General features: G+C 76.1%; 24 protein-coding genes and 1 tRNA gene. 17 read left to right on the top strand and 8 right to left on the bottom strand.

The features are described from left to right. The first annotated feature begins 145 nt into the window (after positions 1-145). The 6 genes from AAHH18_RS11850 to AAHH18_RS11825 all read left to right on the top strand — a co-directional run bounded on the left by AAHH18_RS11850 (position 146) and on the right by AAHH18_RS11825 (position 5,369). A complete protein-coding gene (locus tag AAHH18_RS11850) occupies positions 146-523 on the top strand; it encodes a GntR family transcriptional regulator (RefSeq protein ID WP_283318508.1) in 378 nt (125 codons plus the stop codon). Next, positions 520-1,428, top strand: a complete 909-nt coding sequence (locus tag AAHH18_RS11845; protein ID WP_343301771.1) for an ABC transporter ATP-binding protein — start codon at positions 520-522, stop codon at positions 1,426-1,428. The genes AAHH18_RS11850 and AAHH18_RS11845 overlap by 4 nt, the downstream gene beginning before the upstream one ends. Next, the gene (locus AAHH18_RS11840; protein WP_343301770.1) at positions 1,425-2,228 is read left to right on the top strand and encodes a hypothetical protein; all 804 of its coding nucleotides are present in this window, start codon (positions 1,425-1,427) and stop codon (positions 2,226-2,228) included. Before AAHH18_RS11845 ends, AAHH18_RS11840 begins: the two co-directional genes overlap by 4 nt. Before the next feature lie 83 nt (positions 2,229-2,311). Beyond that, positions 2,312-3,259 carry an ABC transporter ATP-binding protein gene (locus AAHH18_RS11835; RefSeq protein WP_283318505.1) on the top strand — a complete coding sequence of 316 codons (948 nt, stop codon included), beginning with the start codon at positions 2,312-2,314 and terminating at the stop codon, positions 3,257-3,259. A 1-nt stretch (position 3,260) separates the two neighbouring features. After that, a complete protein-coding gene (locus AAHH18_RS11830; protein ID WP_283318504.1) occupies positions 3,261-4,031 on the top strand; it encodes an ABC transporter permease in 771 nt (256 codons plus the stop codon). Between the two features lie 84 nt (positions 4,032-4,115). Then, entirely contained in the window at positions 4,116-5,369 is a 1,254-nt protein-coding gene (locus AAHH18_RS11825; protein ID WP_343301769.1) for a GGDEF domain-containing protein, read from the top strand. A 74-nt stretch (positions 5,370-5,443) separates the two neighbouring features. Here the strand turns inward: AAHH18_RS11825 and AAHH18_RS11820 are convergent. The 3 genes from AAHH18_RS11820 to AAHH18_RS11810 all read right to left on the bottom strand — a co-directional run bounded on the left by AAHH18_RS11820 (position 5,444) and on the right by AAHH18_RS11810 (position 9,040). Beyond that, positions 5,444-5,517 (bottom strand) — tRNA-Pro (locus AAHH18_RS11820). Between the two features lie 89 nt (positions 5,518-5,606). Further along, positions 5,607-6,584 carry a metallophosphoesterase gene (locus tag AAHH18_RS11815; RefSeq protein WP_343301768.1) on the bottom strand — a complete coding sequence of 326 codons (978 nt, stop codon included), beginning with the start codon at positions 6,582-6,584 and terminating at the stop codon, positions 5,607-5,609. Then, positions 6,581-9,040, bottom strand: a complete 2,460-nt coding sequence (locus AAHH18_RS11810; RefSeq protein WP_343301767.1) for a penicillin-binding protein — start codon at positions 9,038-9,040, stop codon at positions 6,581-6,583. The genes AAHH18_RS11815 and AAHH18_RS11810 overlap by 4 nt, the downstream gene beginning before the upstream one ends. Before the next feature lie 251 nt (positions 9,041-9,291). Here AAHH18_RS11810 and AAHH18_RS11805 point away from each other — a divergent pair, with 251 nt between their 5' ends. The 3 genes from AAHH18_RS11805 to AAHH18_RS11795 all read left to right on the top strand — a co-directional run bounded on the left by AAHH18_RS11805 (position 9,292) and on the right by AAHH18_RS11795 (position 10,325). Continuing rightward, a complete protein-coding gene (locus tag AAHH18_RS11805; protein WP_283321815.1) occupies positions 9,292-9,600 on the top strand; it encodes a WhiB family transcriptional regulator in 309 nt (102 codons plus the stop codon). A gap of 84 nt (positions 9,601-9,684) precedes the next feature. Further along, positions 9,685-9,846 (top strand): DUF4177 domain-containing protein, encoded by a 162-nt coding sequence (locus tag AAHH18_RS11800; RefSeq protein ID WP_146837291.1) that lies wholly within the window; start codon positions 9,685-9,687, stop codon positions 9,844-9,846. Beyond that, the gene (locus AAHH18_RS11795; RefSeq protein ID WP_343301766.1) at positions 9,843-10,325 is read left to right on the top strand and encodes a RidA family protein; all 483 of its coding nucleotides are present in this window, start codon (positions 9,843-9,845) and stop codon (positions 10,323-10,325) included. Before AAHH18_RS11800 ends, AAHH18_RS11795 begins: the two co-directional genes overlap by 4 nt. A 79-nt stretch (positions 10,326-10,404) precedes the next feature. Here the strand turns inward: AAHH18_RS11795 and AAHH18_RS11790 are convergent, their stop codons facing one another. Together AAHH18_RS11790 and AAHH18_RS11785 are read right to left on the bottom strand one after the other, a co-directional pair. Next, positions 10,405-11,082, bottom strand: coding sequence for a Crp/Fnr family transcriptional regulator (locus AAHH18_RS11790; protein WP_283321813.1), 678 nt, complete (start codon positions 11,080-11,082; stop codon positions 10,405-10,407). 51 nt (positions 11,083-11,133) lie between these two features. Then, positions 11,134-11,553, bottom strand: a complete 420-nt coding sequence (locus tag AAHH18_RS11785) for a hypothetical protein (protein ID WP_343301765.1) — start codon at positions 11,551-11,553, stop codon at positions 11,134-11,136. A gap of 154 nt (positions 11,554-11,707) precedes the next feature. On the opposite strand from AAHH18_RS11785, the gene nth reads away from it, so the two are divergent. Beyond that, positions 11,708-12,481 carry an endonuclease III gene (gene nth / locus AAHH18_RS11780; protein ID WP_343301764.1) on the top strand — a complete coding sequence of 258 codons (774 nt, stop codon included), beginning with the start codon at positions 11,708-11,710 and terminating at the stop codon, positions 12,479-12,481. Positions 12,482-12,500: 19 nt separating this feature from the next. Here nth and AAHH18_RS11775 read toward each other — a convergent pair whose 3' ends face one another. From AAHH18_RS11775 to AAHH18_RS11765, 3 genes are all read right to left on the bottom strand, one after another. Next, a complete protein-coding gene (locus AAHH18_RS11775; protein WP_283321810.1) occupies positions 12,501-13,424 on the bottom strand; it encodes an alpha/beta fold hydrolase in 924 nt (307 codons plus the stop codon). Between the two features lie 11 nt (positions 13,425-13,435). Then, complete coding sequence (gene nhaA, locus AAHH18_RS11770; RefSeq protein ID WP_283321809.1) at positions 13,436-14,728, bottom strand: Na+/H+ antiporter NhaA; 1,293 nt, start codon at positions 14,726-14,728, stop codon at positions 13,436-13,438. Positions 14,729-14,819: 91 nt separating this feature from the next. Continuing rightward, entirely contained in the window at positions 14,820-15,551 is a 732-nt protein-coding gene (locus tag AAHH18_RS11765; RefSeq protein ID WP_343301763.1) for a winged helix-turn-helix transcriptional regulator, read from the bottom strand. A 206-nt stretch (positions 15,552-15,757) separates the two neighbouring features. Here AAHH18_RS11765 and AAHH18_RS11760 point away from each other — a divergent pair, with 206 nt between their 5' ends. From AAHH18_RS11760 to AAHH18_RS11730, 7 genes are all read left to right on the top strand, one after another. Further along, on the top strand, positions 15,758-16,495 hold the full coding sequence (locus AAHH18_RS11760) for a hypothetical protein (protein WP_343301762.1): 738 nt from the start codon (positions 15,758-15,760) through the stop codon (positions 16,493-16,495). A gap of 1 nt (position 16,496) precedes the next feature. After that, positions 16,497-16,943, top strand: a complete 447-nt coding sequence (locus AAHH18_RS11755) for a thioredoxin family protein (RefSeq protein WP_343301761.1) — start codon at positions 16,497-16,499, stop codon at positions 16,941-16,943. A 30-nt stretch (positions 16,944-16,973) separates the two neighbouring features. Continuing rightward, complete coding sequence (locus tag AAHH18_RS11750; protein WP_343301760.1) at positions 16,974-17,441, top strand: DUF4395 domain-containing protein; 468 nt, start codon at positions 16,974-16,976, stop codon at positions 17,439-17,441. Between the two features lie 166 nt (positions 17,442-17,607). Next, positions 17,608-18,186 (top strand): heme-binding beta-barrel domain-containing protein, encoded by a 579-nt coding sequence (locus AAHH18_RS11745; RefSeq protein WP_343301759.1) that lies wholly within the window; start codon positions 17,608-17,610, stop codon positions 18,184-18,186. A gap of 1 nt (position 18,187) precedes the next feature. After that, positions 18,188-19,414 (top strand): CAF17-like 4Fe-4S cluster assembly/insertion protein YgfZ, encoded by a 1,227-nt coding sequence (gene ygfZ, locus AAHH18_RS11740; protein WP_459349125.1) that lies wholly within the window; start codon positions 18,188-18,190, stop codon positions 19,412-19,414. 79 nt (positions 19,415-19,493) lie between these two features. Continuing rightward, on the top strand, positions 19,494-20,531 hold the full coding sequence (locus AAHH18_RS11735; RefSeq protein ID WP_343301758.1) for an FUSC family protein: 1,038 nt from the start codon (positions 19,494-19,496) through the stop codon (positions 20,529-20,531). Positions 20,532-20,569: 38 nt separating this feature from the next. After that, on the top strand, positions 20,570-20,908 hold the full coding sequence (locus tag AAHH18_RS11730) for a DUF2516 family protein (protein ID WP_343301757.1): 339 nt from the start codon (positions 20,570-20,572) through the stop codon (positions 20,906-20,908). Positions 20,909-20,916: the final 8 nt, after the last annotated feature.

The raw sequence follows: 20,916 nt of genomic DNA, 5'->3' as shown, positions 1-20,916 counted from the left end.
CCCCGAGCCCGCCCGGCGGGCGTGACGGCCGCACCGTCACGCCCGCCGCGGCGGGCTCCGTGCTGCCCGGGCTTGTGCGGGAGCGAGGTGCTGTGGTTCATTAGTGGAGTAATGAACCGCAGGACCGGCGAGGAGGTGGGTGCGCGTGTTCGACGGGCGTGACCCCATCTACGTGCAGATCGCCGACCAGATCCGCCAGGACGTCCTGCGGGGCGACCTCCAGCCCGAGGAGCAGGTGATGAGCACGACGCAGTACGCCACCACCTTCCGCATCAACCCGGCCACGGCGGCCAAGGCGTTCGCGCAGCTCGTCGACGACGGGATCCTGTACAAGCGCCGCGGCGTCGGCATGTTCGTGGCGCCCGGTGCGCCCGACCGGCTGCGCGCCGAGGGGCGGGAGTCGTTCTTCGCGGAGGTCGTCGACCCGGTCGCGGAGAGGGCCCGCGCGCTCGGCATCCCGCTCGAGGACGTCGTGGCCCGGCTGCGGGACCGCGCGGCCCTCGAGGACGGGGCGGCGTCGTGACCGCCCTCGACGTCGAGGTCCAGGACCTCACCGTGCGCTACGGGCGGACCGTCGCCCTCGACGGCGTGACGCTCAGCGTCCCCGCCGGCTCCGTCACCGGGCTGCTCGGTCGCAACGGGTCCGGCAAGACGACGCTCGCGTCCGTGGTCGCGGCGTTCCGGCGGCCGACGGCCGGGCGGGTGCTCGTCGGGGGCCGCGAGCCCTGGGAGGACGAGGACGTCGTGCCGCGCATCCTGCTGGTCCGCGAGTCCGGCGACGTGCTCGACTCCGAGACGCTGCGCACCAACCTGCGCTACACGGCGGACAGCCGCCCCGCGTTCAGCCGGGAGGTCGCCGAGCGCCTCATGGACCGGTTCGCGCTCGACCCCGGCGCCAAGCCGCAGAAGCTGTCCCGCGGCCAGAGGTCCGCGTTCGGGATCGTCCTGGCCGTCGCGGCGCGCGCCGACCTGACGATCCTCGACGAGGTGCACCTGGGGCTCGACGCCCCGGCCCGGTACGCCTTCTACGACGCGCTGCTGGAGGACTACGTCGAGCACCCGCGCACCGTCCTGCTGTCGAGCCACCTCATCGCGGAGGTCGAGCGCCTGCTGGAGCACGTCGTCGTGATCGACCACGGGCGGGTGCTGCTCGCGCAGGAGGCCGACGCGCTCACCGCGCGCGGGGTCTCCGTCACCGGGCCCGTCCGGGAGGTCGAGCGCTTCGTCGTCGGGCGCACCGTGCTCGGGCGCCAGCAGCTCGGCGGGACCGCGCAGGCCACCGTGCTCGCGTCGCCGTCGGACGCCGAGCGGGCGGACGCCCGCGCCGCGGGGCTCGAGCTGGGCCCGGTGCCCCTGCAGGACCTCTTCGTCCACCTGACCGCGGAGGGCGCCGGCGAGGCCGTCCAGGAGCTGGGGAGGGTCCGATGACCACCGCGCACGCACCGTCACCCGCGCCCGGCGCCGCCCGCGGCAGGCCGCTGTGGCCGGCCGGCACCGGCCGCCGGCGCGGTCCCGCGCTCCGCACCGCGCGGAACCTGCTGCGCTGGTTCGCGCCCATCGCCGGCATCTACGCCGCGATCGTCGTCGTGGTGGTCGTCGCGGTGCCGCTGGTGGTCGCCTCCGTCGGCCACGTCGAGATGTCCGTGGTCTGGTTCGCCCGCCAGAGCGGCATCTGGTTCCCCTTCTCGGTGCTCATCGGCGTGGCGGCGGCGTACCCGCCCGTGCACGTCGCGAACGGGATGACGCGCCGCAGCTACGTGCGCGGCGCCCTGGGAGCGGTGGTCGTGATCGCCGCCGTGCTCTCGGCCGGCATGACGGCCGCGCTGCTCGCCGAGCGCACCTGGTACCGGGCGATGGGGTGGGACTGGGGACTGGTCGACGGCTGGTTCGCGCCGTCCGAGGGCCTGGTCGCCGTCTTCATCAGCTACCTGGCGACCTACCTCGTGGCCCACCTCTCCGGGCTGCTGGTCGGCACCGTCTACGCGGTCGGCGGCGGGTGGTGGGGCACCCTGACGCTCCCGCTCACCGTCGGCCCGGTCCTGCTCGTCGCGACGCTCGTGGGCGACGGCGGGGACTGGCGGCCGTTCGCGGACGTCGTCGGCGGGGAGCCGGGCACCGGCACCCCACCGCTCGCGGTCCTGGCCGTGGCGACCGTCCTGGCCGTGGCGCTCGCGGCCGCCTTCTCCGTCCTGACCCGCCGTCGCGCGATCGCACCCCGCAGGGGCTGACCCGCGCACCGCGCGCGGCGGCCCGGGAGCGGCCGCGCACCCCCGCACCTCCCGCACGTCCGAGCCGAGGAGGAACGACCCGCATGACCCGCACCGAACCCGTGATCCACGCGGAGCACCTGCACAAGCGCTACGGCAGCACCGTGGCCGTCGCCGACGTCGGCCTCACCGTCCAGCAGGGGGAGATCGTCGGCATCCTGGGGCGCAACGGCGCCGGCAAGACCACGACCGTCGAGATCATCGGCGGCCTGCGCGACCGGGACGGCGGCGACGTCCGGGTCCTCGGGCTCGACCCGGGCGGGCCGGCGCGCGACCGGGCGGCCCTGCGCGAGCGCGTCGGCCTGCAGCTCCAGGAGTCGGCCCTGCCGGCCCGCCTGACCGTGCGGGAGGCGGTCGAGGAGTACGCCTGCTTCTACGACGACCCGGCCGACCCGGAGACGCTGCTGCGCGACCTCGACCTGCTCGACAAGGCCGGCACCCGGTTCGCCGCGCTGTCCGGCGGGCAGAAGCAGCGCCTGTCGATCGCGCTCGCGCTGGTCGGCAACCCGGAGATCGCGGTCCTCGACGAGCTGACCACGGGACTGGACCCGCAGGCGCGCCGGGACACGTGGTCCGTGGTGGAGCGCGTGCGGGAGCGCGGCGTGACGATCCTGCTGGTCACGCACATCATGGAGGAGGCCGAGCGGCTGTGCGACCGGGTGGTCCTGGTCGACTCCGGCCGGGTGGTCGCCGAGGGGTCGCCCGCCGAGGTCGCGGCCCGTGTCGGCGCCGACCAGTCGCTGGTGTTCCGCCCGTCGTCGGCGCCCGACCTCGCCGTGCTGCGCGCGCTGCCCGCGGTGTCCGGCGTGGAGGAGCGCCCGGGCGGCACCGTCGAGGTCCGCGGCACCGGCAACGTGGTCCAGGACGTCATGGTCGCCCTCGCGGCCGACGGCATCCGCCCGGACGACCTGCGCGTCGGCCGGGCCACCCTCGAGGATGCGTTCGTCCGGCTCACCGGCGCGGACGCCCGGCCCGCCGTCCAGGAGGTCTGACATGTCCGCGACCAGCCCCCGGGTGCTCGCCCGGGTGACGTCCGTCGAGGCACGCCTGGCGCTGCGCGACCCCGCCACCGTGTTCTTCGCCCTGCTCTTCCCGGCCGTGCTGCTGACGGTGCTCGGGCTCGCGACGCCGTGGGGGTCCGCGCCGTACGACCCGTCCGACCCGCTGCTCGCCACCATCTCGGGGATCACCGGCTACACGCCGATCGTGCTCACCCTGGCGGTGGGCACCGTCGCCCTCTCGTCCTACCCGACGGTCATCGCCACGTACCGGGGGCAGGGCGTGCTGCGCAGGCTGTCGACCACGCCGCTGCCGCCGTCGCGGCTCCTGGTCGCGCAGATCGTCGTGAACGTCGCGGCGCTGCTCCTCGCGGCCGTCCTCACGCTGACCGTCGGCATGCTGGTCGTCGACGTGACCGCGCCCGAGCGGCCGGGCGTGGTGCTGGCGGCGTTCCTGCTCACCGCCGCGTCGACCTTCGGGCTGGGCTCGCTGGTCGCGGCGCGGGCGCCCACCGCCGGCGCCGCGAACGGCATCGGCATGACGCTGTACTTCGTCTCGCTGTTCTTCGCGGGCGTGTGGCTGCCGCTGCCGATCATGCCGGAGGCGATCCAGCGGATCGCCGTCTGGACGCCGCTCGGCGCCGGGTCGCAGGCGATGCTGGCCGGGTGGGTGGGTGACGGCGTCCCGGTGCGGGAGCTGCTCGTGATGGCCGGGTGGACCGTCGTGCTGGTGCCGGTCGCCGCGCGCGTGTTCCGCTGGCGCTGAGCGGACCGCAGCATCTCGCGCAGATCTTGTGGACGGGTCAACCACTTCCTGAAGGTGGCGCCCGGGTCGGCCGATGGGTCACCTGTGACCCCCTCCGCGACCGACGACCTCCGCGAGCGCCCCGACGCGCCCGTGGTCGTCCGTCTGCTCGCCCACGTGCCGGCGCCGTTCCGCGTCGGCGGCAACGCGGCCACCGCCGGGCGGGTCATGCTGCTGTTCGCCGGCGCGGTCGTGGTGCTCGGCGCGGCGTTCCTCGGCGTCGACCAGCACGAGCTCGCCGTCCTCGCCTCCACGTCCGCCGCCATGCTGCTGCTGGTCCTCGCGAGCCTGCGCCTGCCGTGGCGCCGCGGCTCCCGCGCGACGCTCGCGTTCCCCGCCGCGCTGCTCCTCGCGCTGGGCGGGCTGGGCCTGACCACCTCCGGGGTCGCGGAGGCGTTCGTCGGCCTCGTCCCGCTCTGCTTCGTCTACGTCGGGCTGTTCCACCGCGGCCGGGACGCGCTCGCGCTGCTGCCCGTGGCGTGGTGCGCGTACGCCGTGATGGTGACGGAGCTCGGAGGCCACGTCCTGGTGCGGCTCGCCGTCTACGGGGTCACCTGGTGGGCGATCGCGCAGGTGCTGGCGCTCACCATCGCCTACCAGCGCGCCATCCTCCGCAGGCTGCGCGCCGACGCCCGCACGGACGCGCTCACGTCGCTCGGCAACCGCCGGGGGCTCGACGACCGGCTGGCGGCCGCGCGCCCGGGCGACTGCGTCGTCATCTGCGACCTCGACCACTTCAAGGACGTCAACGACACGCAGGGCCACGTGATGGGGGACCACGTGCTCGAGCGCTTCGGTCACGCGGTCGACCAGCACCTGCGCCGCCGCGACTACGCCGCCCGGTACGGCGGTGAGGAGTTCGTGCTGGTCCTGCCGCGCACCGAGCCCGTCCAGGCCGTCAACATGCTCCGCGCGCTGCGCGCCGAGTGGGCGGAGGAGGGCACCGGCGTCACGTTCTCCGCCGGCATCGCGCGCGTCACCGCGGCGACCCCGCCGGGCAGCGCCCTGGCGGCCGCGGACATCGCGCTGTACCGGGCGAAGCAGGCGGGACGCGACCGCTTCCGCATCGCGACGGCCGCACTCGGGGCGCCACAGACCGCGCCGGGGTCGTCCGGTGCGGAGGTGCCCGGCGCGGAGGTGCCCGGTGCGGAGGTGCCCGGTGCCGAGGTGCCCGGTGCGGAGGTGCCCGGTGCCGAGGTGCCCGGTGCGGAGGTGCCCGGTCGGGAGCGGCCGGCCGGGACCGACGTCGGCCACCCGGGCGTCGAGCCCGGCAGGCAGGAGACCCGGTCGGGCTGCTGAGCGGGTCGACGGACCACGAAGGCCCGGACCGTCCGGTCCGGGCCTTCGTCGATGTCCTGCCGCGACATCACCGGTCGGGGTGGCGGGATTCGAACCCACGACCTCCTCGTCCCGAACGAGGCGCGCTACCAAGCTGCGCCACACCCCGGTGAAGCCCGCCCAGCATAGCCGAGGTCCGGGGGTGGTCGTTAACCGGGACGGGCAGGCCGTCGCGGGGTGTGACCGACGTCGCGTCGGTCAGGCGGGGACCAGCGTCAGGAGGGTCGCCTCCGGGCGGCACGCGAAGCGCACCGGCGCGTACGGGGAGGTGCCGAGGCCGCCGCTGACGTGCAGCCACGTGGAGTCGGCGCCGCCGCGCTCGTCGGGACGCGGGCCGGGCCAGCCGTGCAGGCCCTTGGCGCGGCCGCGGTCCAGGTCGCAGTTGGTGACGAGGGCGCCGTAGCCGGGCACCGCGAGCTGGCCGCCGTGCGTGTGGCCGGCCAGCACCAGGTCGGCGTCGTCGGCCAGCATGGCGTCCAGGACGCGCCGGTACGGGGCGTGCGTGACGCCGAGGTGCAGGTCGACGTCGCCGCCCCCCGCGCGGGTCACGCCGGCGTCGTCCCGCACGGGGGCCGGGCGGACGTCGTCCGGGCCGCCGGCCGCGGGGAACCGGTCGCGGTCCAGGTGGGCGTCGTCGGTGCCGACCAGCGAGATCCGGCGGCCGGCGGTCTCCACCACGCCGCGGCGGTTCGTGAGGTCGACCCAGCCCGCGGACGACAGGCGGCGTCCGAGCTCGCGCCACGGCAGCTCGACCGGCGGCTCCCGGCGGGTCGTCCGGGCGTCGGGCAGCAGGTACCGCGCGGGGTTCTTGGGCGTCGGCGCGACGAAGTCGTTCGAGCCCCAGACGAACGCCCCGGGGGTGCCGAGGTGCGGCTCGAGCGCCTCCAGGAGGGTGGGCATCGCGTCGAGGTGCGCCCAGTTGTCGCCGGTGTCCACCACCAGGTCGGGGCGCAGCGACGCGAGGTCGCGCACCCAGTCGACCTTGCGGCGCTGCCCGGGCGTCAGGTGCAGGTCCGACAGGTGCAGGACCCGCAGCGGGTCCTGCCCGGCGGGCAGCACCGGGACGGTGACCTCACGCAGGGTGTACCAGCGGACCTCGACGAGAGACGCCCAGGCCAGCGCGCCGGCACCCGCGAGCGCGAGTCCGCCGAGGGTCCGGGCGGCGGGGTGCGTCACGGGTTGTTCGGCCCGGGCTGGCCCGTGTTGTCGCCGCCACCGCCACCGCCGCCACCGCCGCGACCGCCGCGGCCTCCGCCCTCGCCGTTCTGCTGCCCGTCCTCCTGCTCGTCGGGAGCCTGGGGGGCGGGACCGCTCGAGACGGTCAGGGTGATGGCCGATCCGAGCGTGGCCTCCCCGGCCGGGTCCTGGCTGATGACCGAGCCCGCCGGGACGCTGTCGGAGTTGGCGGGCGTCCCGATCGTGACCGCGAACCCGGCGCCCTCGAGCGTGCTCGTCGCGGTCGCCTGGTCCTGGCCGACGACGGACGGGACGGGCACCGGCCGCCCGTACACGTACTCACTGGTCGGCTCGCCGAAACCGGGGTTCGGGTCGCCGTCGAGCAGAGCGGTGTCCATGAACCGCTTCCACGTCGGGCCGGCGATCGTCGCGCCGTACATGTAGTTGACCCACTGGCCGCCGACGGTGATGTGCTGCATCGGGGTGAAGCGGTCCGGGTAGCCGACCCACACGGCCGTCGACAGGCGCGGGGTGTAGCCGACGAACCAGGTGTACTCGTTCTCCGACGTCGTGCCGGTCTTGCCGGACGCGGTGTACTGCGGCGTCCCGATCGTCCTGCCCGTGCCGTTCCAGACCTGGCTGAGACCGAAGTTCATGGCGTTCGCGAGCTCGGGGCTGAGCGCGGGCGTGCAGTTCGCGGACGGGATGTCCAACTCCTCGCCGCTCGCGTTCTTGACGCTGGTGATCGCGATCGGCTGGCAGTAGGTGCCGCCGGAGGCGAACGTCGCGTACGCCGCGGCGAGCGCGAGCGGCGTCGTCGACTGCGAGCCGAGCACGTTGGCGGGGAACGGGTCGAACGTGCCGGTGCCGGACTTGCCGCCGGCCTTGACGACGCCGAGCTGCGCGGCCCCGTCCATGATGTTGCAGAGGTCGAGCTGCATGGCCATCGACAGGTAGGCCAGGTTGACCGAGCCCTTGGTCGCGTCGGCGACCGTCATGACGCCTCGGCCGCCCTCGGCGTTGCCGGGCGTCCAGGTCTTGTTGATGCCCGGCTGCCCGCACGCGGTGAACTGGTTCTCGTTGAGCGGGCGGACCGAGCCGTTCACGCGCTCGTTGAGGCTGTGGCCCTGCTTCAGCCACTCCAGCAGGGTGAACGGCTTGAACGTCGAGCCGGGGGCGAAGCCGGTCGAGCCGCCGTAGTCGTACGAGGTGTTGTAGTTGACCGACGTGTCGCGCCCGGTGGCGTCCGCGGAGTTGTTGAAGTTCCGGTTCTCGGCCATGGCCTTGATCTGGCCGGTGCCCGGCTGCACGACGGAGATCGCGGAGCCGATGCCGGTCGGGTCGTCCACCGGCACGCCGGCCTTCACCTCGGCGTCGGCGGAGGTCTGCAGCCGCGGGTCGAGCGTGGTCGTGATGGTCAGGCCGCCGCGCAGCAGCAGCTCCCGGCGCTCCTCGGGCGTCTCGCCGAAGGCCGGGTCGTTCTCGATGACGCGGGTCACGTAGTCGCAGAAGAACCCGGAGCCGGCGACGACGCTGCCGGCGGACATGCACCCGCTGCGGGGCTCGCTCACGTGGAGGGTGTCGGCGATCGGCGTCTTCACGCCCTCGTCGTACTCCTTCTTCGTGATGTAGTCCTGGTCCCTCATCAGGCCGAGCACCACGTTGCGGCGGCCCTGGGCGTCCTCCGGGTAGTCCACCGGGTCGAAGGCGCTGGGGCTCTTGGTGATGCCGGCGATCGTCGCGGCCTCGAGGTACGTCAGGTCCTTCGCGGACTTGCTGAAGTACCGCTGTGCGGCGGACTCCACGCCGTAGGTCGCGACGCCGAACTGCGCGATGTTGAGGTAGTTCTCGAGGATCTCGTCCTTGGTCATCCGCTTCTCGAGGGCGATGGCCAGCTTCGCCTCGCGGAGCTTGCGCGAGTACCCCTCGGTGCCCTCGGCCTCGCGGGCGGCGGCCGCGGCGGCGAGGTCGTTCTCGCGGACCGCGGTCTCGATGAGGACGTTCTTCACGTACTGCTGGGTCAGCGTCGAGGCGCCCTCGCGCGAGTCCCCGAGCAGGTTGCGGGCCGCGGCGCGCATCATGCCGGCCGGGTCGATGCCGCCGTGCAGGTAGAACCGCTTGTCCTCCGTGGCGATGACGGCCTGCTGCATGGCCTCCGACACGTCCTCCAGCGGGACCACGACGCGGTTCTCGGAGTAGAAGGTCGCCAGCACGGTGCCGTCGGCGGCGAGCATCGTGGACTTCTCCGACAGCGGGCCCGGCTCTAGCTCGCTCGGCAGGTCCTCGAACGCCTCGATGCTGAGGTCGGTCGCGGTGTCGGCGACCGCCACGGTGGGCAGCACCAGTCCGGCGGTCAGGAGCCCGCCGACGCCCGCCGTCAGCACGAAGGCGAGCAGCAGCGCGAGCGCCTGCACGACGGTGACCTGCCGCCCGCGCGGCGAGGGGGAGGGAGCCATGCCTGCCAGGGTACGGGAGGAGGCGGCGCGTGATCGTGCGGTCCACAGGGCGCACGGGGACCTGCACGGTACCTGCACACGGCCCGCCGCGTGCGGGAACGCGGGTGGTTCCACCGAACGGTGGATGCCCCGGGACGACACGACCGGGTACGGTCGCCGTGCAGGGGGGACTGCCGCAGCGTCCGTCGTCGCACCTCGGTGCGGGCGGACGCCCCGGCGCGTCCCGGTGTCACAGGGACGAGGGAGTGCCGATGTCGATCGCGGGGCCGGACGGCCACTGGACGGCGCGGGCGGCGTGCGGGTCGGGCAAGGTGCCCCCGGACGAGCTGTTCGTCGAGGGTGCGGCGCAGCGCGACGCGCGCTCCGTGTGCACGGCCTGCGTCGTGCGCCTGGAGTGCCTGGCCGACGCGCTCGACTCGCGGGCGGACTTCGGGGTGTGGGGCGGCATGACCGAGCGCGAGCGCCGGGCGCTGCGCCGCCGGCGCCCGGAGGTGGAGTGCTGGCGCGACGAGCTCGTCGGCGAGGCCGACGTGAGCCGGGCGCAGGCCCTGGCCACCTGACGGCCCCGGCCGTCCGACGCCCGCCGGCCCGCCGTCCCCCGCGACGCCGGCCGACCCACCGGGCTCCCGGGCTAGGGTGGCGTCATGGCCACCACCACGTGGGAGTACGCGACCGTCCCGCTCATCGTGCACGCGACCAAGGCGATCCTCGACCAGTGGGGTCAGGACGGCTGGGAGCTCGTCCAGGTCCTCCAGTCCGAGACCGGTCTGGTCGCCTACCTCAAGCGCCCGACGGGCGAGAAGTGACCGGGCGGGTCCTCGAGCGCCTCGCGGCGCTCGGCATCGAGCTGCCCGAGGTCGCCGCGCCCGTCGCCGCCTACGTCCCGGCCGTCCGCACCGGCGCCCACGTCCACACGTCCGGCCAGCTGCCGTTCGTCGGCGGCGCGCTGCCCGTCGCGGGCAAGGTCGGCACGGGACCCGGGCAGGTGTCGCCGGAGACCGCGCAGGAGCTCGCGCGGACGGCGGCGCTCAACGCGGTCGCCGCGGTCGCCTCGGTCGTGGGCGACCTCGACCGGGTCGTCCGGGTCGTCAAGGTCGTGGGCTTCGTCGCGAGCGACCCCGCGTTCACCGGCCAGCCCGGCGTGATCAACGGCGCGAGCACCCTGCTGCAGGAGGTGTTCGGCGACGCCGGCGTGCACGCGCGCTCCGCCGTGGGCGTCGCGGTGCTGCCGCTCGACTCGCCCGTCGAGGTCGAGATCGTCGTCGAGCTCGCCCCGCAGGACTGACCCCGCGCCGGTCGCGGGACCACGACGGCCCGGTCACCCCACGAGGGGCGACCGGGCCGTCGACGTCCGGGGGGCGGTCTCAGCGCGCGCGACGCTCCAGCCGCTCGAGGTCCAGCAGCACGATCGCGCGGCCCTCGCGCCGCACCCAGCCGCGCGCGGCGAAGTCCGCCAGCGCCTTGTTGACGGTCTCGCGGCTGGCGCCGACGAGCTGCGCGAGCTCCTCCTGCGTCAGGTCGTGCGCGACGCGCACCCCCTCGTCGGTCTGCTGCCCGAACCGGTGCGACAGGTCCAGCAGCGCCTTCGCGACGCGGCCCGGGACGTCCGAGAACACGAGGTCGGCGAGCGCGTCGTTCGTGCGCCGCAGCCGGCGCCCCAGGGCACCGAGCAGGTGCTTGGCGACGGTCGGGTTCTGCTCGAGCCACGGCATGAGGGCGCCGTGGTCGAGCTCCAGCACCACGGCGTCCGCGAGGCCGGTGGCGGTGGCGGTGCGCGGGCCGGGGTCGAACAGCGACAGCTCGCCGAACATCTCGCCGGGGCCGAGCACGGCGAGCAGGTTCTCCCGCCCGTCCGAGGAGCGGCGGCCGAGCTTGATCTTGCCGGAGCGGATCACGTACAGCCGGTCACCCGGCTCGCCCTCGTGGAACAGCACCTCTCCGCGCGCGACGTGCACCGGCGCCATCGACGCGAGCAGCGTCCGGGACGCCTCGGGGTCCATGTTCGCGAACAGGGGCGCCGTGAGCACGACGTCGTCCTCCACGGGAGGAACCTCACCTTCTGACCGGGATGTGACGACCCTCAGTCTGCCTCATCAGGCGCGTGCGACCCCGTCGAGCGCGCGGGTGCCGCCGTCCGTGACGTCGCGGGCGAGGTGCTCGATGTACCGGTCGGTCAGGTCGCGCAGGGCGTCGGCGAGCCGGCGCTCGTACCGCGCGAGCCGGCCCTCGAGCTCGCGGAGCCGCGGCAGCTCCTGCACCTCGGCGATCGGGAGCGCCCCGCGCACCGCCGCCGCGAGCTCGGCCGCGGGCGGGACGTCGCCGGCGGGGCCGAGCAGGTCGCGCACGTCGGGGTCCGCCCCGGGGGCCTGCGGTGGTGCGGCCGCGGCGACGGCCAGCTCCAGGCGGTCCCGCACGAGGCGGCGCCACCGCACCACGTGCTGGTGCTCCAGGCGCAGAGCGCTCCGCTGCCGCCGCAGCTCGACGAGCTCCGCGGCCGTCCCCGCCAGGGTCATGCGCTCCGCCGTCCTCCTCGGGACCGCGGGTCGCGGGCCGTCTCCCAGTCGTTCGACGTGCACCGGCGCGGACTTGAGCGGTCGGGGGTGTGAACCGTGCCTCGGTCACCCGGGGGAAGCAGCCCGTTCCCCCGGGGGGACCTACGCTGGCCCGATGACGTCGCCCGCGCCGTCCGCCGACCGGCCCCCGCTCGCGCTGGTCCGGCGCGCCCGCCGGGTGAACCGGGCGCTCGCGGTCCGCTGGCCGGACGCGCGCTGCGAGCTCGACTTCCGGACTCCGCTGGAGCTGCTCGTGGCCACGGTGCTGTCCGCGCAGACGACGGACGTCCGGGTCAACCAGGTCACCCCCGCGCTGTTCGCGCGCTACCCCGACGCCGCGGCGTACGCGGGCGCCGACCCGGCGGAGCTCGAGGAGCTGATCCGTCCGACCGGGTTCTTCCGGGCGAAGGCCCGCTCGCTGCAGGGGCTCGGGCGCGCCCTCGTCGAGCGGTTCGACGGCGAGGTGCCCCCGCGCCTGGCGGACCTGGTGACGCTGCCCGGCGTCGGGCGCAAGACCGCGAACGTGGTGCTGGGCGACGCGTTCGGGATCCCCGGCATCACGGTCGACACGCACGTCGGGCGCCTCGCGCGGCGGCTGGGCTGGACCACCGAGGACGACCCGGTGAAGGTCGAGCAGGACATCGCGGCCCTGATCCCGCGCGCCGAGTGGACGCTGCTGAGCCACCGGCTGATCTTCCACGGCCGGCGGACCTGCCACGCGCGCCGACCGGACTGCGCGACGTGCCCGCTGACGCGCGACTGCCCCTCGGCGCTGGTCCGCGCCGCGGTGCCGCCGGTCCCGGCCGCGCCCGTCCCGCCCGAGCCCGTCCCGCCCGAGCCCGTCCCGCCGGCGCCCGTCCCGCCCGCGCCCGGGAGCGCCTCGGCCTGACGCCCGCGCCCGGCGCGGGTCAGCGCAGGTCGCGCAGCCAGTCCCGCAGGACCGCGGTGACCCGGTCGGGCTCCTCCTCGGGCAGGTAGTGCCCCGCCCCGGAGAGCATCTCGAACCGGTACTGCGAGCCCAGCGCCCGCCCGACGGGGCCGTCGGCCATGGCGCGGGCCACGGGGTAGCACCCGTCGGACCCGCCGTGCACCTGGAGGGTCGGCACCGGGGCGGCGGCCCGCAGGGCCTGGGCGTGGCGGCGGCCGTCGGCGCGCGCGCCGGACCGGTAGAGCCAGCGCACCTGCTCCAGGGCGGAGTGGGCCGCGAACGGCACCTGCGCGGCGCGGCGGTACACCGCGAGCGCTGCGGGGTCCGGCCAGCGCGGCCCGCCCCACTCGCGCAGCAGGCGCGCCACCAGGTCGCCCCGCGTCATCGAGCGCTCCGGCAGGTAGGGGAGCTGGATCGCCGCCATCCGGCGCGCGGCCCGGGCGCGCAGGCCGGAGCGCGGGTCCGCCCGGCGCAGCAGCGGGTGCGGGGAGGACACGGCGACGACGCCCCGGGTGAGGTCCGGGTGGTACGCGGGCATGGCCCAGGCGACGTCACCGCCCCCCACGCCGTGCCCGACGACGACGGCCCGGTCGCACCCGAGCGACCGCACGACGCCCGCCACGTCCCGCGTCAGGGTGGGGACGTCGTAGCCGATCGGCGGCTTGTCCGAGCCCCCGGTGCCCCGCAGGTCCATCGCGACGACGCGGTACCCGTCCTCGGCGAGCGCCGGGAGCTGGTGGCGCCACGCCCACCACAGCTCCGGCAGGCCGTGCAGCAGCACGACGAGGGGCACGTCACGGTCGTCCGGTCCCGCGACGGCGACGTGGAACCGCGCGCCGTTCGCGGGGACGAAGTGGTGCCGCCACGGGCCCTCGAGCAGCAGGGCGGAGGAGTCGACGGTCATCGGAGCCGAACCTACCGCGTCGGGGCGGTCTCCCGGGCCTGCCGGTGGTGCCGGTCCCGCCACGCGAGCGCGCTGCCGCCGAGCACCGCCGCCGTCGCGGACGCGACCAGGATGGCGACCTTGAGGTGCTCGTCGTGCGGGCTGCCGGCGCCGAACGCGAGCTCGCCGATGAGCAGGGACACCGTGAACCCGATGCCGGCCAGCAGGCCGACGGCGCCGATGTCGCGCCAGTGCAGCTCCGGGGCGAGCTCCGCCCGCGTGAAGCGCGCCACGAGCCAGGTCGCGGCCACGATGCCGACGGGCTTGCCGACGACCAGCCCGAGCGCGACGCCCTGGGCCACCGGGTCGCCCAGCGCGGCGCCGAGTGCGCCGTCCGCCAGCGGCACGCCCGCCGCGAACAGCGCGAAGACCGGCACGGCGAAGCCGGCGGACACCGGCCGCCACCGGTGCTCGAGCCGCTCCGCGACGCTCTCGCGCTCGCCGGTCCGGGCCAGGGCCGGCGCCGTGAGGCCGAGCGCGACGCCGGCGATCGTCGCGTGCACGCCCGAGGCGTGCATGAGCGCCCACGCGGCGACCGCGAGCACCAGCAGCGCCACCGTGACCAGGACGCCCGTCGCCCCGCGGCGGCGGACCCGCACGAGCACCGCGAAGGCCGCGACGGCGAGCAGCGAGGCCCCGAGCCACACCAGGTGCAGCGCGTCGGTGTAGACCACCGCGATGATGACGATGCCGAGCAGGTCGTCGACGACCGCGAGCGTCAGCAGGAAGGCCCGCAGCGAGGAGGGCAGGCTGCGCCCCACGACGGACAGCACCGCGACCGCGAACGCGATGTCCGTGGCGGTGGGCACCGCCCACCCGCGCAGCGTGTCGCCCCCGGCCCCCGCGTTCACGGCCACGTAGAGCAGCGCGGGCGCCGCCATGCCGCCCACGGCGGCCACGACCGGGACCACGGCGGTCCGGAGCCGGCGCAGCTCGCCGTCCACGATCTCGCGCTTGAGCTCGACGCCGACGACGAAGAAGAAGACCGCCAGCAGGCCGTCGGTGGCCCACCCGGAGAGCGAGAGGTCGAGGTGCAGCGCGGACGGCCCCACGACGGTCCCCGAGACGGTGGCGTACGCCGCGGACCACGGCGAGTTCGCCCACACCAGGGCCACGACCGCGCCGGCCAGCAGCAGCAGGCCGCCGGTGCGCTCCGCGCGCAGCGTGTCGAGCAGGTTGCGCTCGCCGCCCGGCGTCAGCGCGGAGAAGAGCCGGGGGCGCTCGGCGCGCGGGGACCGGGGCGAGCTGGCGGGCGGGTGCGGCACGGGTGCTCCTGGGGTCGGCGAACGGGCGCCGACCAGACTTCCCGGCACACCCCGCCGCGGATCGTACGCGCCCGGGTCGACGCGCGCCGCGTCAGACCTCCGCGGACACCTCGGCGGGCGAGGCCGACCCGGGGTCGCCGGTGCGGCGGTCCTTCGGCGGGTCGAACCGGTAGCCGACGTTGCGGACGGTGCCGATCAGCTGCTCGTGCTCGGGGCCGAGCTTCGCGCGCAGGCGCCGCACGTGCACGTCGACCGTGCGCGTGCCGCCGTAGTAGTCGTAGCCCCAGACCTCCTGCAGCAGCTGCGCGCGGGTGAACACGCGCCCCGGGTGCTGCACGAGGTACTTGAGGAGCTCGAACTCCTTGTACGTGAGGTCCAGCGGGCGTCCGCGCAGGCGGGCGGTGTAGCCGCCGGCGTCGATCATCAGCTCGCCGGACGAGATCTCCTGCGGCTGGTCGTCGTAGGACGAGGACGCCGCGCGCTCGATCACGAGCCGGAACCGGGTCTCGACCTCGGCGGGCGTGGCGTTCTCCAGCACGATGTCGTCCGCGCCCCACTCGGCGGTGACGACCGTCAGGCCGCCCTCCGTCAGCACGAGCACGAGCGGGACGGTGAGCCCGGTCGCGCGCAGCAGGCGGCACGTGGTGCGGGCGGTCACGAGGTCCCGGCGCGCGTCGAGCACGACGATGTCCGCGTCGGGGGCGTCGACCAGCGCCGAGGGCTCGACCGGCAGGACGCGTACCCGGTGCGACAGCAGACCGAGGGCGGGCAGCACCTGGGACGAACCGCCGGACGCGGGTGTGAGCAGCAGCAGGTCGGCCACGTTCCCCTCCTCCGGCGTCCGAATTGGGGGACACGGTACCGCGTGCGTGTCACGTCACCGTGTCCTGGTCCGTCACATTCCGTCCCGTGGGCGAACGCCGGGCGGTGTCCGGGACCCCCGGGCGGACCCGTCCTGCGGGTCCCGCGATGCCGGGTCGGGCGCCGGTGTCTGCGAGGATGGCCGGCGTGCAGGCGTCGAATCGTGCCGTGACCACGGCGGTCCTGGCGACGCTCGTCGCCGTCGCCGGCGTCCTCGGGGACGTCTCCCTCGCCGGGCGGGACGGAGTCGTCCTGGCCGGCCTCGTCGTCGTCCTCGTGCTGGCGCTGGCCGCCGGGCTGCCGCACCTCGCCGGGCTGCCCGCGCGGGTCGGGAGCTCCGTCGTCATCGGCCTCGCGGGCGTCGGGGCGGTGGTCGCCGTGCACCTCACGCGGACCGAGCCGCTGCTCGGCGACCTGCCGGCCGTGTTCGCCGGCGCGGTGCTCGCCGCGTTCGTCGCCGAGCTCGCGCGCCGCGACGGGCGCGAGCGGCTGGTGGAGTCGGTCGCCGGGACCGTGACGGGCGCCCTCGTCGCCGTGTGCGCCGCGGGCTGGCTCGCCGCCGAGCGCACCGCCGCGGGCGACGCGGTGGTCGTGACCGGCGCCGTCGCGCTCGCCGTGGGCTCGGCGCTCACCGCGCTCCCGCTGCGCGGGTGGACCGGAGCCGGGGTCTCGCTCGGCGGGGCGGTCGCCGGGGCGCTGGTCGCCGGCGCCGCGCTGCCCGCCGTCGGCCTGCTGCCGGGCGCGCTGGTCGGTGTGGCCGTCGGCGTGCTGGTGTCCGCCGCCGACGCGCTGCTCGACCGGCTGCCCGCCCTGGAACATCGTCTCGCGGGCTGGGCGGCCGCTGTCCTCCCGGTCGCCGTCACCGGCATCCTCGTCTACGTCGTCGGACGCGTGCTGGTGGGGTGACATGGAGCTGCGGGTGCTGCTGGTGCTGGCCGTGCTCGCGCTCACCGCGACCGCCGGCCTCGTCTGGCGCTCGCGCAACGGGCGGTTCGTGGCCACCCGCGCCGTCCCCGACACGACCGCCGCCGCCCCGGTGCTGACCGCGGCCGACCTCGGCGCGCCGCTCGGGACCGCAGCCACGTTCCTGCAGCTGTCCTCCGAGGCGTGCGCGCCGTGCCGCAGCACCGCCGCGGTGCTGCGGGCACTCGCCGCCGAGCGGAGCGGCGTGGCCCACGTGGAGGTGCGCGCCGAGGAGCGGCTCGACCTCGTGCGCCGGTTCTCGGTGCTGCGGACGCCGACCGTGCTGGTGCTCGACGGCTCCGGTGCGGTCCGGGGACGCATGTCCGGCGCGACGACGCGGGCGCAGGCGGTCGACGCCCTCGACCGCTGTCCGGCGACCGCCGACGTCTGAGCCCCGCCCGTCCCCCTGAGAGGACCTCCCGTGCCCGCACCGCTCTCCGCCGGCAGCACGACCGCCGCCCCGCAGGGGATCGACCCCCGCGGCCCGCGCGTCGGCGCCGCCGTCACCGCCGTCCTGCTCGTCGTCGTCCTGCTGCTGCCCGGTGCCGCGGCCACGACCGCGCTCGCGGTCGTCGCCGCGCTGTTCGCCGTGGGCACCGTGCGGGGCGCCCAGGGCTCGCTCCAGGGCGTGCTGTTCCGGCGTCTCGTGCGCCCCCGGCTCGCCCCGCCCACCGAGCTGGAGGACCCGCGCCCGCCCCGGTTCGCGCAGGGCGTGGGGCTGGTCATCACCGGTGCCGGCGTCGCGCTGGCGCTGCTCGGGGTCACCGCGGCGGTGCCGGTCGCGGCGGCGCTGGCCCTCGCGGCCGCGGTGCTGAACGCGGTCTTCGGCCTGTGCCTCGGGTGCGAGCTGTACCTGCTGGGCGTCCGGCTGCGCGCCGCGCGGGCCTGAGCCGCCGGGAAGGCGCGCGGCGGTTCCGTCGTTAGGATCGGTGCATGCAGGCACTCGAGATCGTGTTCATCGGTCTGCTCGTCGCTGCGACGATCGCGATCGGCTGGTTCGCCGGCTTCGTCGTCTACCGGCTGTTCAAGGGACAGCGCTGACCGGAAGGGCTCCCATGGCGTTCACCCTCCCCGAGGGCCTCGCGCCCGAGATGTACCCGCTGGCCTGGCTGGTCGGCCGGTGGCACGGCGAGGGGGTCGTCGGGTACCCGGGCATCGAGGAGACGGCGTTCACGCAGGACCTCGTGGTCGACCACGACGGCGGGCCGTACCTGTCGTACACGTCGACGATCCGGCTCGTCGTGGCGCCGGACGACGCCTCGGCGCTCGAGGGGGACCCCGCCGCGGCCGCCGGCCCCGACGAGGCCGGGCCCGTCTGGCAGACCGAGCAGGGGTACTGGCGCATCCCGCCGGAGCGGCCGGAGGGCCTCGGCTCGGAGCTGTTCCCGGTCGAGCTGCTGCTCGCCGACCCGTCCGGGCACGTCGCCGTGTTCGTCGGGGCGACGGGCAACGGCCGCATCGACCTGGTCAGCGACGTCATCGCGCGCACCGCGACCGGCGCCGAGGTGACCGCGGGCAAGCGGTTGTACGGCCTGGTGCAGGGCGAGCTGATGTGGGCGCACGACCTGGCCGCGTTCGGGCACGACCTGCAGTCGTACGCGTCGGCGCGGCTCAGCCGCGTGCAGGTCGGCTGACGTGGCCGCCGACGGCGTCGCCGCGGGGCCTGCCGCGCCGACCGGACCGGCCGGACCGGCCGGAACGAGCACCGAGCCGCAGGCGGCCCCGCGCCACCGCAGCCCGCTGCTCGACCGGCACGGGGCGGTCGCCGCGTCGGGCCCGGACGCCGGCGTCGCGTGGCACTACGGCGACCCGACCGCCGAGCAGCGCGCCCTGACGCGCGGCGGCGCGGTGGTCGACCAGTCCCACCTGGGCGTCGTGCGGGTGACCGGCCCGGACCGGCTGTCGTGGCTGCACTCGATCACCTCCCAGCAGCTCGAGGGGCTGGCGCCGCGCACCTCGACGGAGACGCTGGTGCTCAGCCCGCAGGGGCACGTCGAGCACGCGGCGGCGGTCGTCGACGACGGCGAGGCCACCTGGCTGATCTCCGAGACGGCCCCCGGCCTGGCGGCGTGGCTCGACCGGATGCGGTTCATGCTGCGCGTCGAGGTCCAGGACGTCACCGACGAGTGGGCCGCGATCGGCGAGCCGCTGGCCGCCGAGGGTGGTCCCGACGAGCCGGTCACGTGGGCGGACCCGTGGCCGCGGACGCTGCCCGGCGGGACGCGCTACGGCCTGCCGGACGACCGGCACCCCGGCGCCGACCGCGCGTGGCGGCTGGTGCTGGTGCCCCGCGCCGGGCTGGTCGACGCCGTGCGCGCCCGGGAGGCCGCGGGCTGGCCGCTCGCCGGCACGTGGGCGAGCGAGGCGGTGCGCGTCGAGGCGTGGCGGCCGCGCGCGGGCCGCGAGGTGGACCACCGCACCATCCCGCACGAGCTGGACTGGCTGCGCACCGCGGTGCACCTGCACAAGGGCTGCTACCGGGGGCAGGAGACCGTCGCCCGGGTGCACAACCTCGGCCGCCCGCCCCGCCGGCTGGTCATGCTGCACCTCGACGGGTCCGGGCACCTGCTGCCCGAGGCCGGTGCGGTGGTGCGCGACCTCGGCGACCTGCTGTCCTCGGGCGAACCCGGCCGGGAGATCGGGCGCGTCACGACGGTGGCACGCCACCACGAGCTGGGTCCCGTGGCGCTCGCGGTGGTGAAGCGCTCCGCGCCGGTCGACGCCGACGTCGTCGTCGAGTGCGACGGCGGGCTGGTCACGGCGGGACAGGAGGTCGTGGTCCCCGGGGAGGGCGTCACCGCGGACCGCCCCGAGCCGCACGGGCCGCTCACGCGCGGCCTGGGCGGCCACCCGATGCTGTGACCGCCCGGTGAGCGGGGGCAGGGGGCCGTCCTCGGTCCGCGTGCAGGTCGCCGCGCGCGCCCGGCAGGGGTGGTCGCGCGTGCGCAGCGCCTTCGTCCCCGTCCTGCAGGCGGTGGTCGCGGCCGGCGTGGCCTACGCCATCGGCTACCACGTGCTGGGGCACAGCGCGCCGTTCTTCGCGCCGGTGAGCGCGTGGATCGCGCTCGGGTTCACCGCGGACCGGGACCTGCGCCGGGTGGCGGAGCTCGCGGTCGGCGTCGCGCTCGGGGTGGCCCTGGGCGACCTCGTGGTGCACGGCATCGGCACGGGGCCGTGGCAGGTGGCGCTGGTGCTCGGCGTCGCGGCGCTGGTCGCCCGGTTCCTCGACCGCGGGCCGATGCTCACCACGCAGGCCGGCGTCCAGGCGATCGTCATCGTGGGCCTGCCGGCGGTGGGCGCGTCGGGCGGTCCCGTCGGCCGCTGGACCGACGCCCTGGTCGGCGGCGCGGTCGCCCTCGCCGTCGCCGCGCTGACCCCGAGCGACCCCCGCCGGCGCCCCCGCGCGCAGGGCCGGGCGGCGGTCGAGGAGCTGGCGGCCATGCTCCGCGTGCTCGCCCGGGGGATGCGCGACCGCTCGCCGGCCGATGTCGAGGACGCCCTCATCCGCGGTCGCGCCAGCCAGCCCGCGCTCGACGAGTGGCAGGACGCGGCGACGGCGGCCCGGGACCTCGCGCGGGTGTCCCCGGCGGGACGGCGGCACCGGGCCGAGCTCGTGTGGGTGGGCCGGTCCGCCGTGCGGGTGGACCGGGCCGTGCGCAACGCCCGCGTGCTGGCGCGCCGCACGCTCGCGACCGTCGAGGCCGAGCCGCCGCACGACCTGGCCGCCGTGGCGGACGCCGTCGACCGCGTCGCGCTGGCCGCGGACGCGCTCGCCGCCGCGCTCGGCACCGGGTCCGAGCCGCTGCGCACGCGCGAGGAGCTGCTGCGCCTGGCGGCCGGGCTCGACCCGTTCACGCTCACGCCCGGCGACTGGCAGGCCCAGAGCCTCGTCCTGCTGCTGCGGTCGCTCGTCGTGGACCTGCTGGAGGCCGCCGGGGTGGACGCCCGCACCGCCCGGGAGACGCTGCCGGAGATCTGACCTCGTCGTCGTCCGGCTCCGCCCCGTAGGCTCGGCGCGTGATCTTCGCCTCCGCGCAGGTTCTGCTGCTGCTCGCGTTCAGCCTCGTCATCCTCGTGCTGGCGGTCTGGGCGCTCGTCGACGCCCTGCGCCGGCCGGCGTCGGCGTTCGCCGCGGCGGGCAAGCAGACCAAGCAGATCTGGTCCATCATCCTGGGCGTCGCCACGGTCGTGGCGTTCATCGCCGTGCCGCCGCCGCTCGGCATCGGGGCGTTCCCGCTGTTCCTGGCCCTGCTCAGCGCGGTCGCCGCGATCGTCTACCTCGTCGACGTGCGCCCGGCGGTCGGCCCGCACTCCGGCCGGCGCGGGGGCGGCGGTCCGTCGCGCGGCGGGTGGTGAGCGTGCCG

Origin of the sequence: Cellulomonas olei, assembly GCF_039548315.1 — a bacterium.
In the GTDB taxonomy this organism is placed as follows: Bacteria; Actinomycetota; Actinomycetes; order Actinomycetales; family Cellulomonadaceae; genus Cellulomonas.
This window is presented reverse-complemented; position numbering and strand designations above follow the sequence as displayed.

Excerpts from the sequence above, each read along its gene's own strand:
- AAHH18_RS11840 (WP_343301770.1), top strand. The coding sequence starts at position 1,425 with ATGACCACCGCGCACGCACCGTCACCCGCGCCCGGCGCCGCCCGCGGC.
- AAHH18_RS11835 (WP_283318505.1), top strand. The coding sequence starts at position 2,312 with ATGACCCGCACCGAACCCGTGATCCACGCGGAGCACCTGCACAAGCGC.
- AAHH18_RS11830 (WP_283318504.1), top strand. The coding sequence starts at position 3,261 with ATGTCCGCGACCAGCCCCCGGGTGCTCGCCCGGGTGACGTCCGTCGAG.
- AAHH18_RS11810 (WP_343301767.1), bottom strand. The coding sequence starts at position 9,040 with ATGGCTCCCTCCCCCTCGCCGCGCGGGCGGCAGGTCACCGTCGTGCAG.
- AAHH18_RS11805 (WP_283321815.1), top strand. The coding sequence starts at position 9,292 with ATGTCGATCGCGGGGCCGGACGGCCACTGGACGGCGCGGGCGGCGTGC.
- AAHH18_RS11800 (WP_146837291.1), top strand. The coding sequence starts at position 9,685 with ATGGCCACCACCACGTGGGAGTACGCGACCGTCCCGCTCATCGTGCAC.
- AAHH18_RS11785 (WP_343301765.1), bottom strand. The coding sequence starts at position 11,553 with ATGACCCTGGCGGGGACGGCCGCGGAGCTCGTCGAGCTGCGGCGGCAG.
- nth (WP_343301764.1), top strand. The coding sequence starts at position 11,708 with ATGACGTCGCCCGCGCCGTCCGCCGACCGGCCCCCGCTCGCGCTGGTC.
- AAHH18_RS11775 (WP_283321810.1), bottom strand. The coding sequence starts at position 13,424 with ATGACCGTCGACTCCTCCGCCCTGCTGCTCGAGGGCCCGTGGCGGCAC.
- AAHH18_RS11755 (WP_343301761.1), top strand. The coding sequence starts at position 16,497 with ATGGAGCTGCGGGTGCTGCTGGTGCTGGCCGTGCTCGCGCTCACCGCG.
- AAHH18_RS11745 (WP_343301759.1), top strand. The coding sequence starts at position 17,608 with ATGGCGTTCACCCTCCCCGAGGGCCTCGCGCCCGAGATGTACCCGCTG.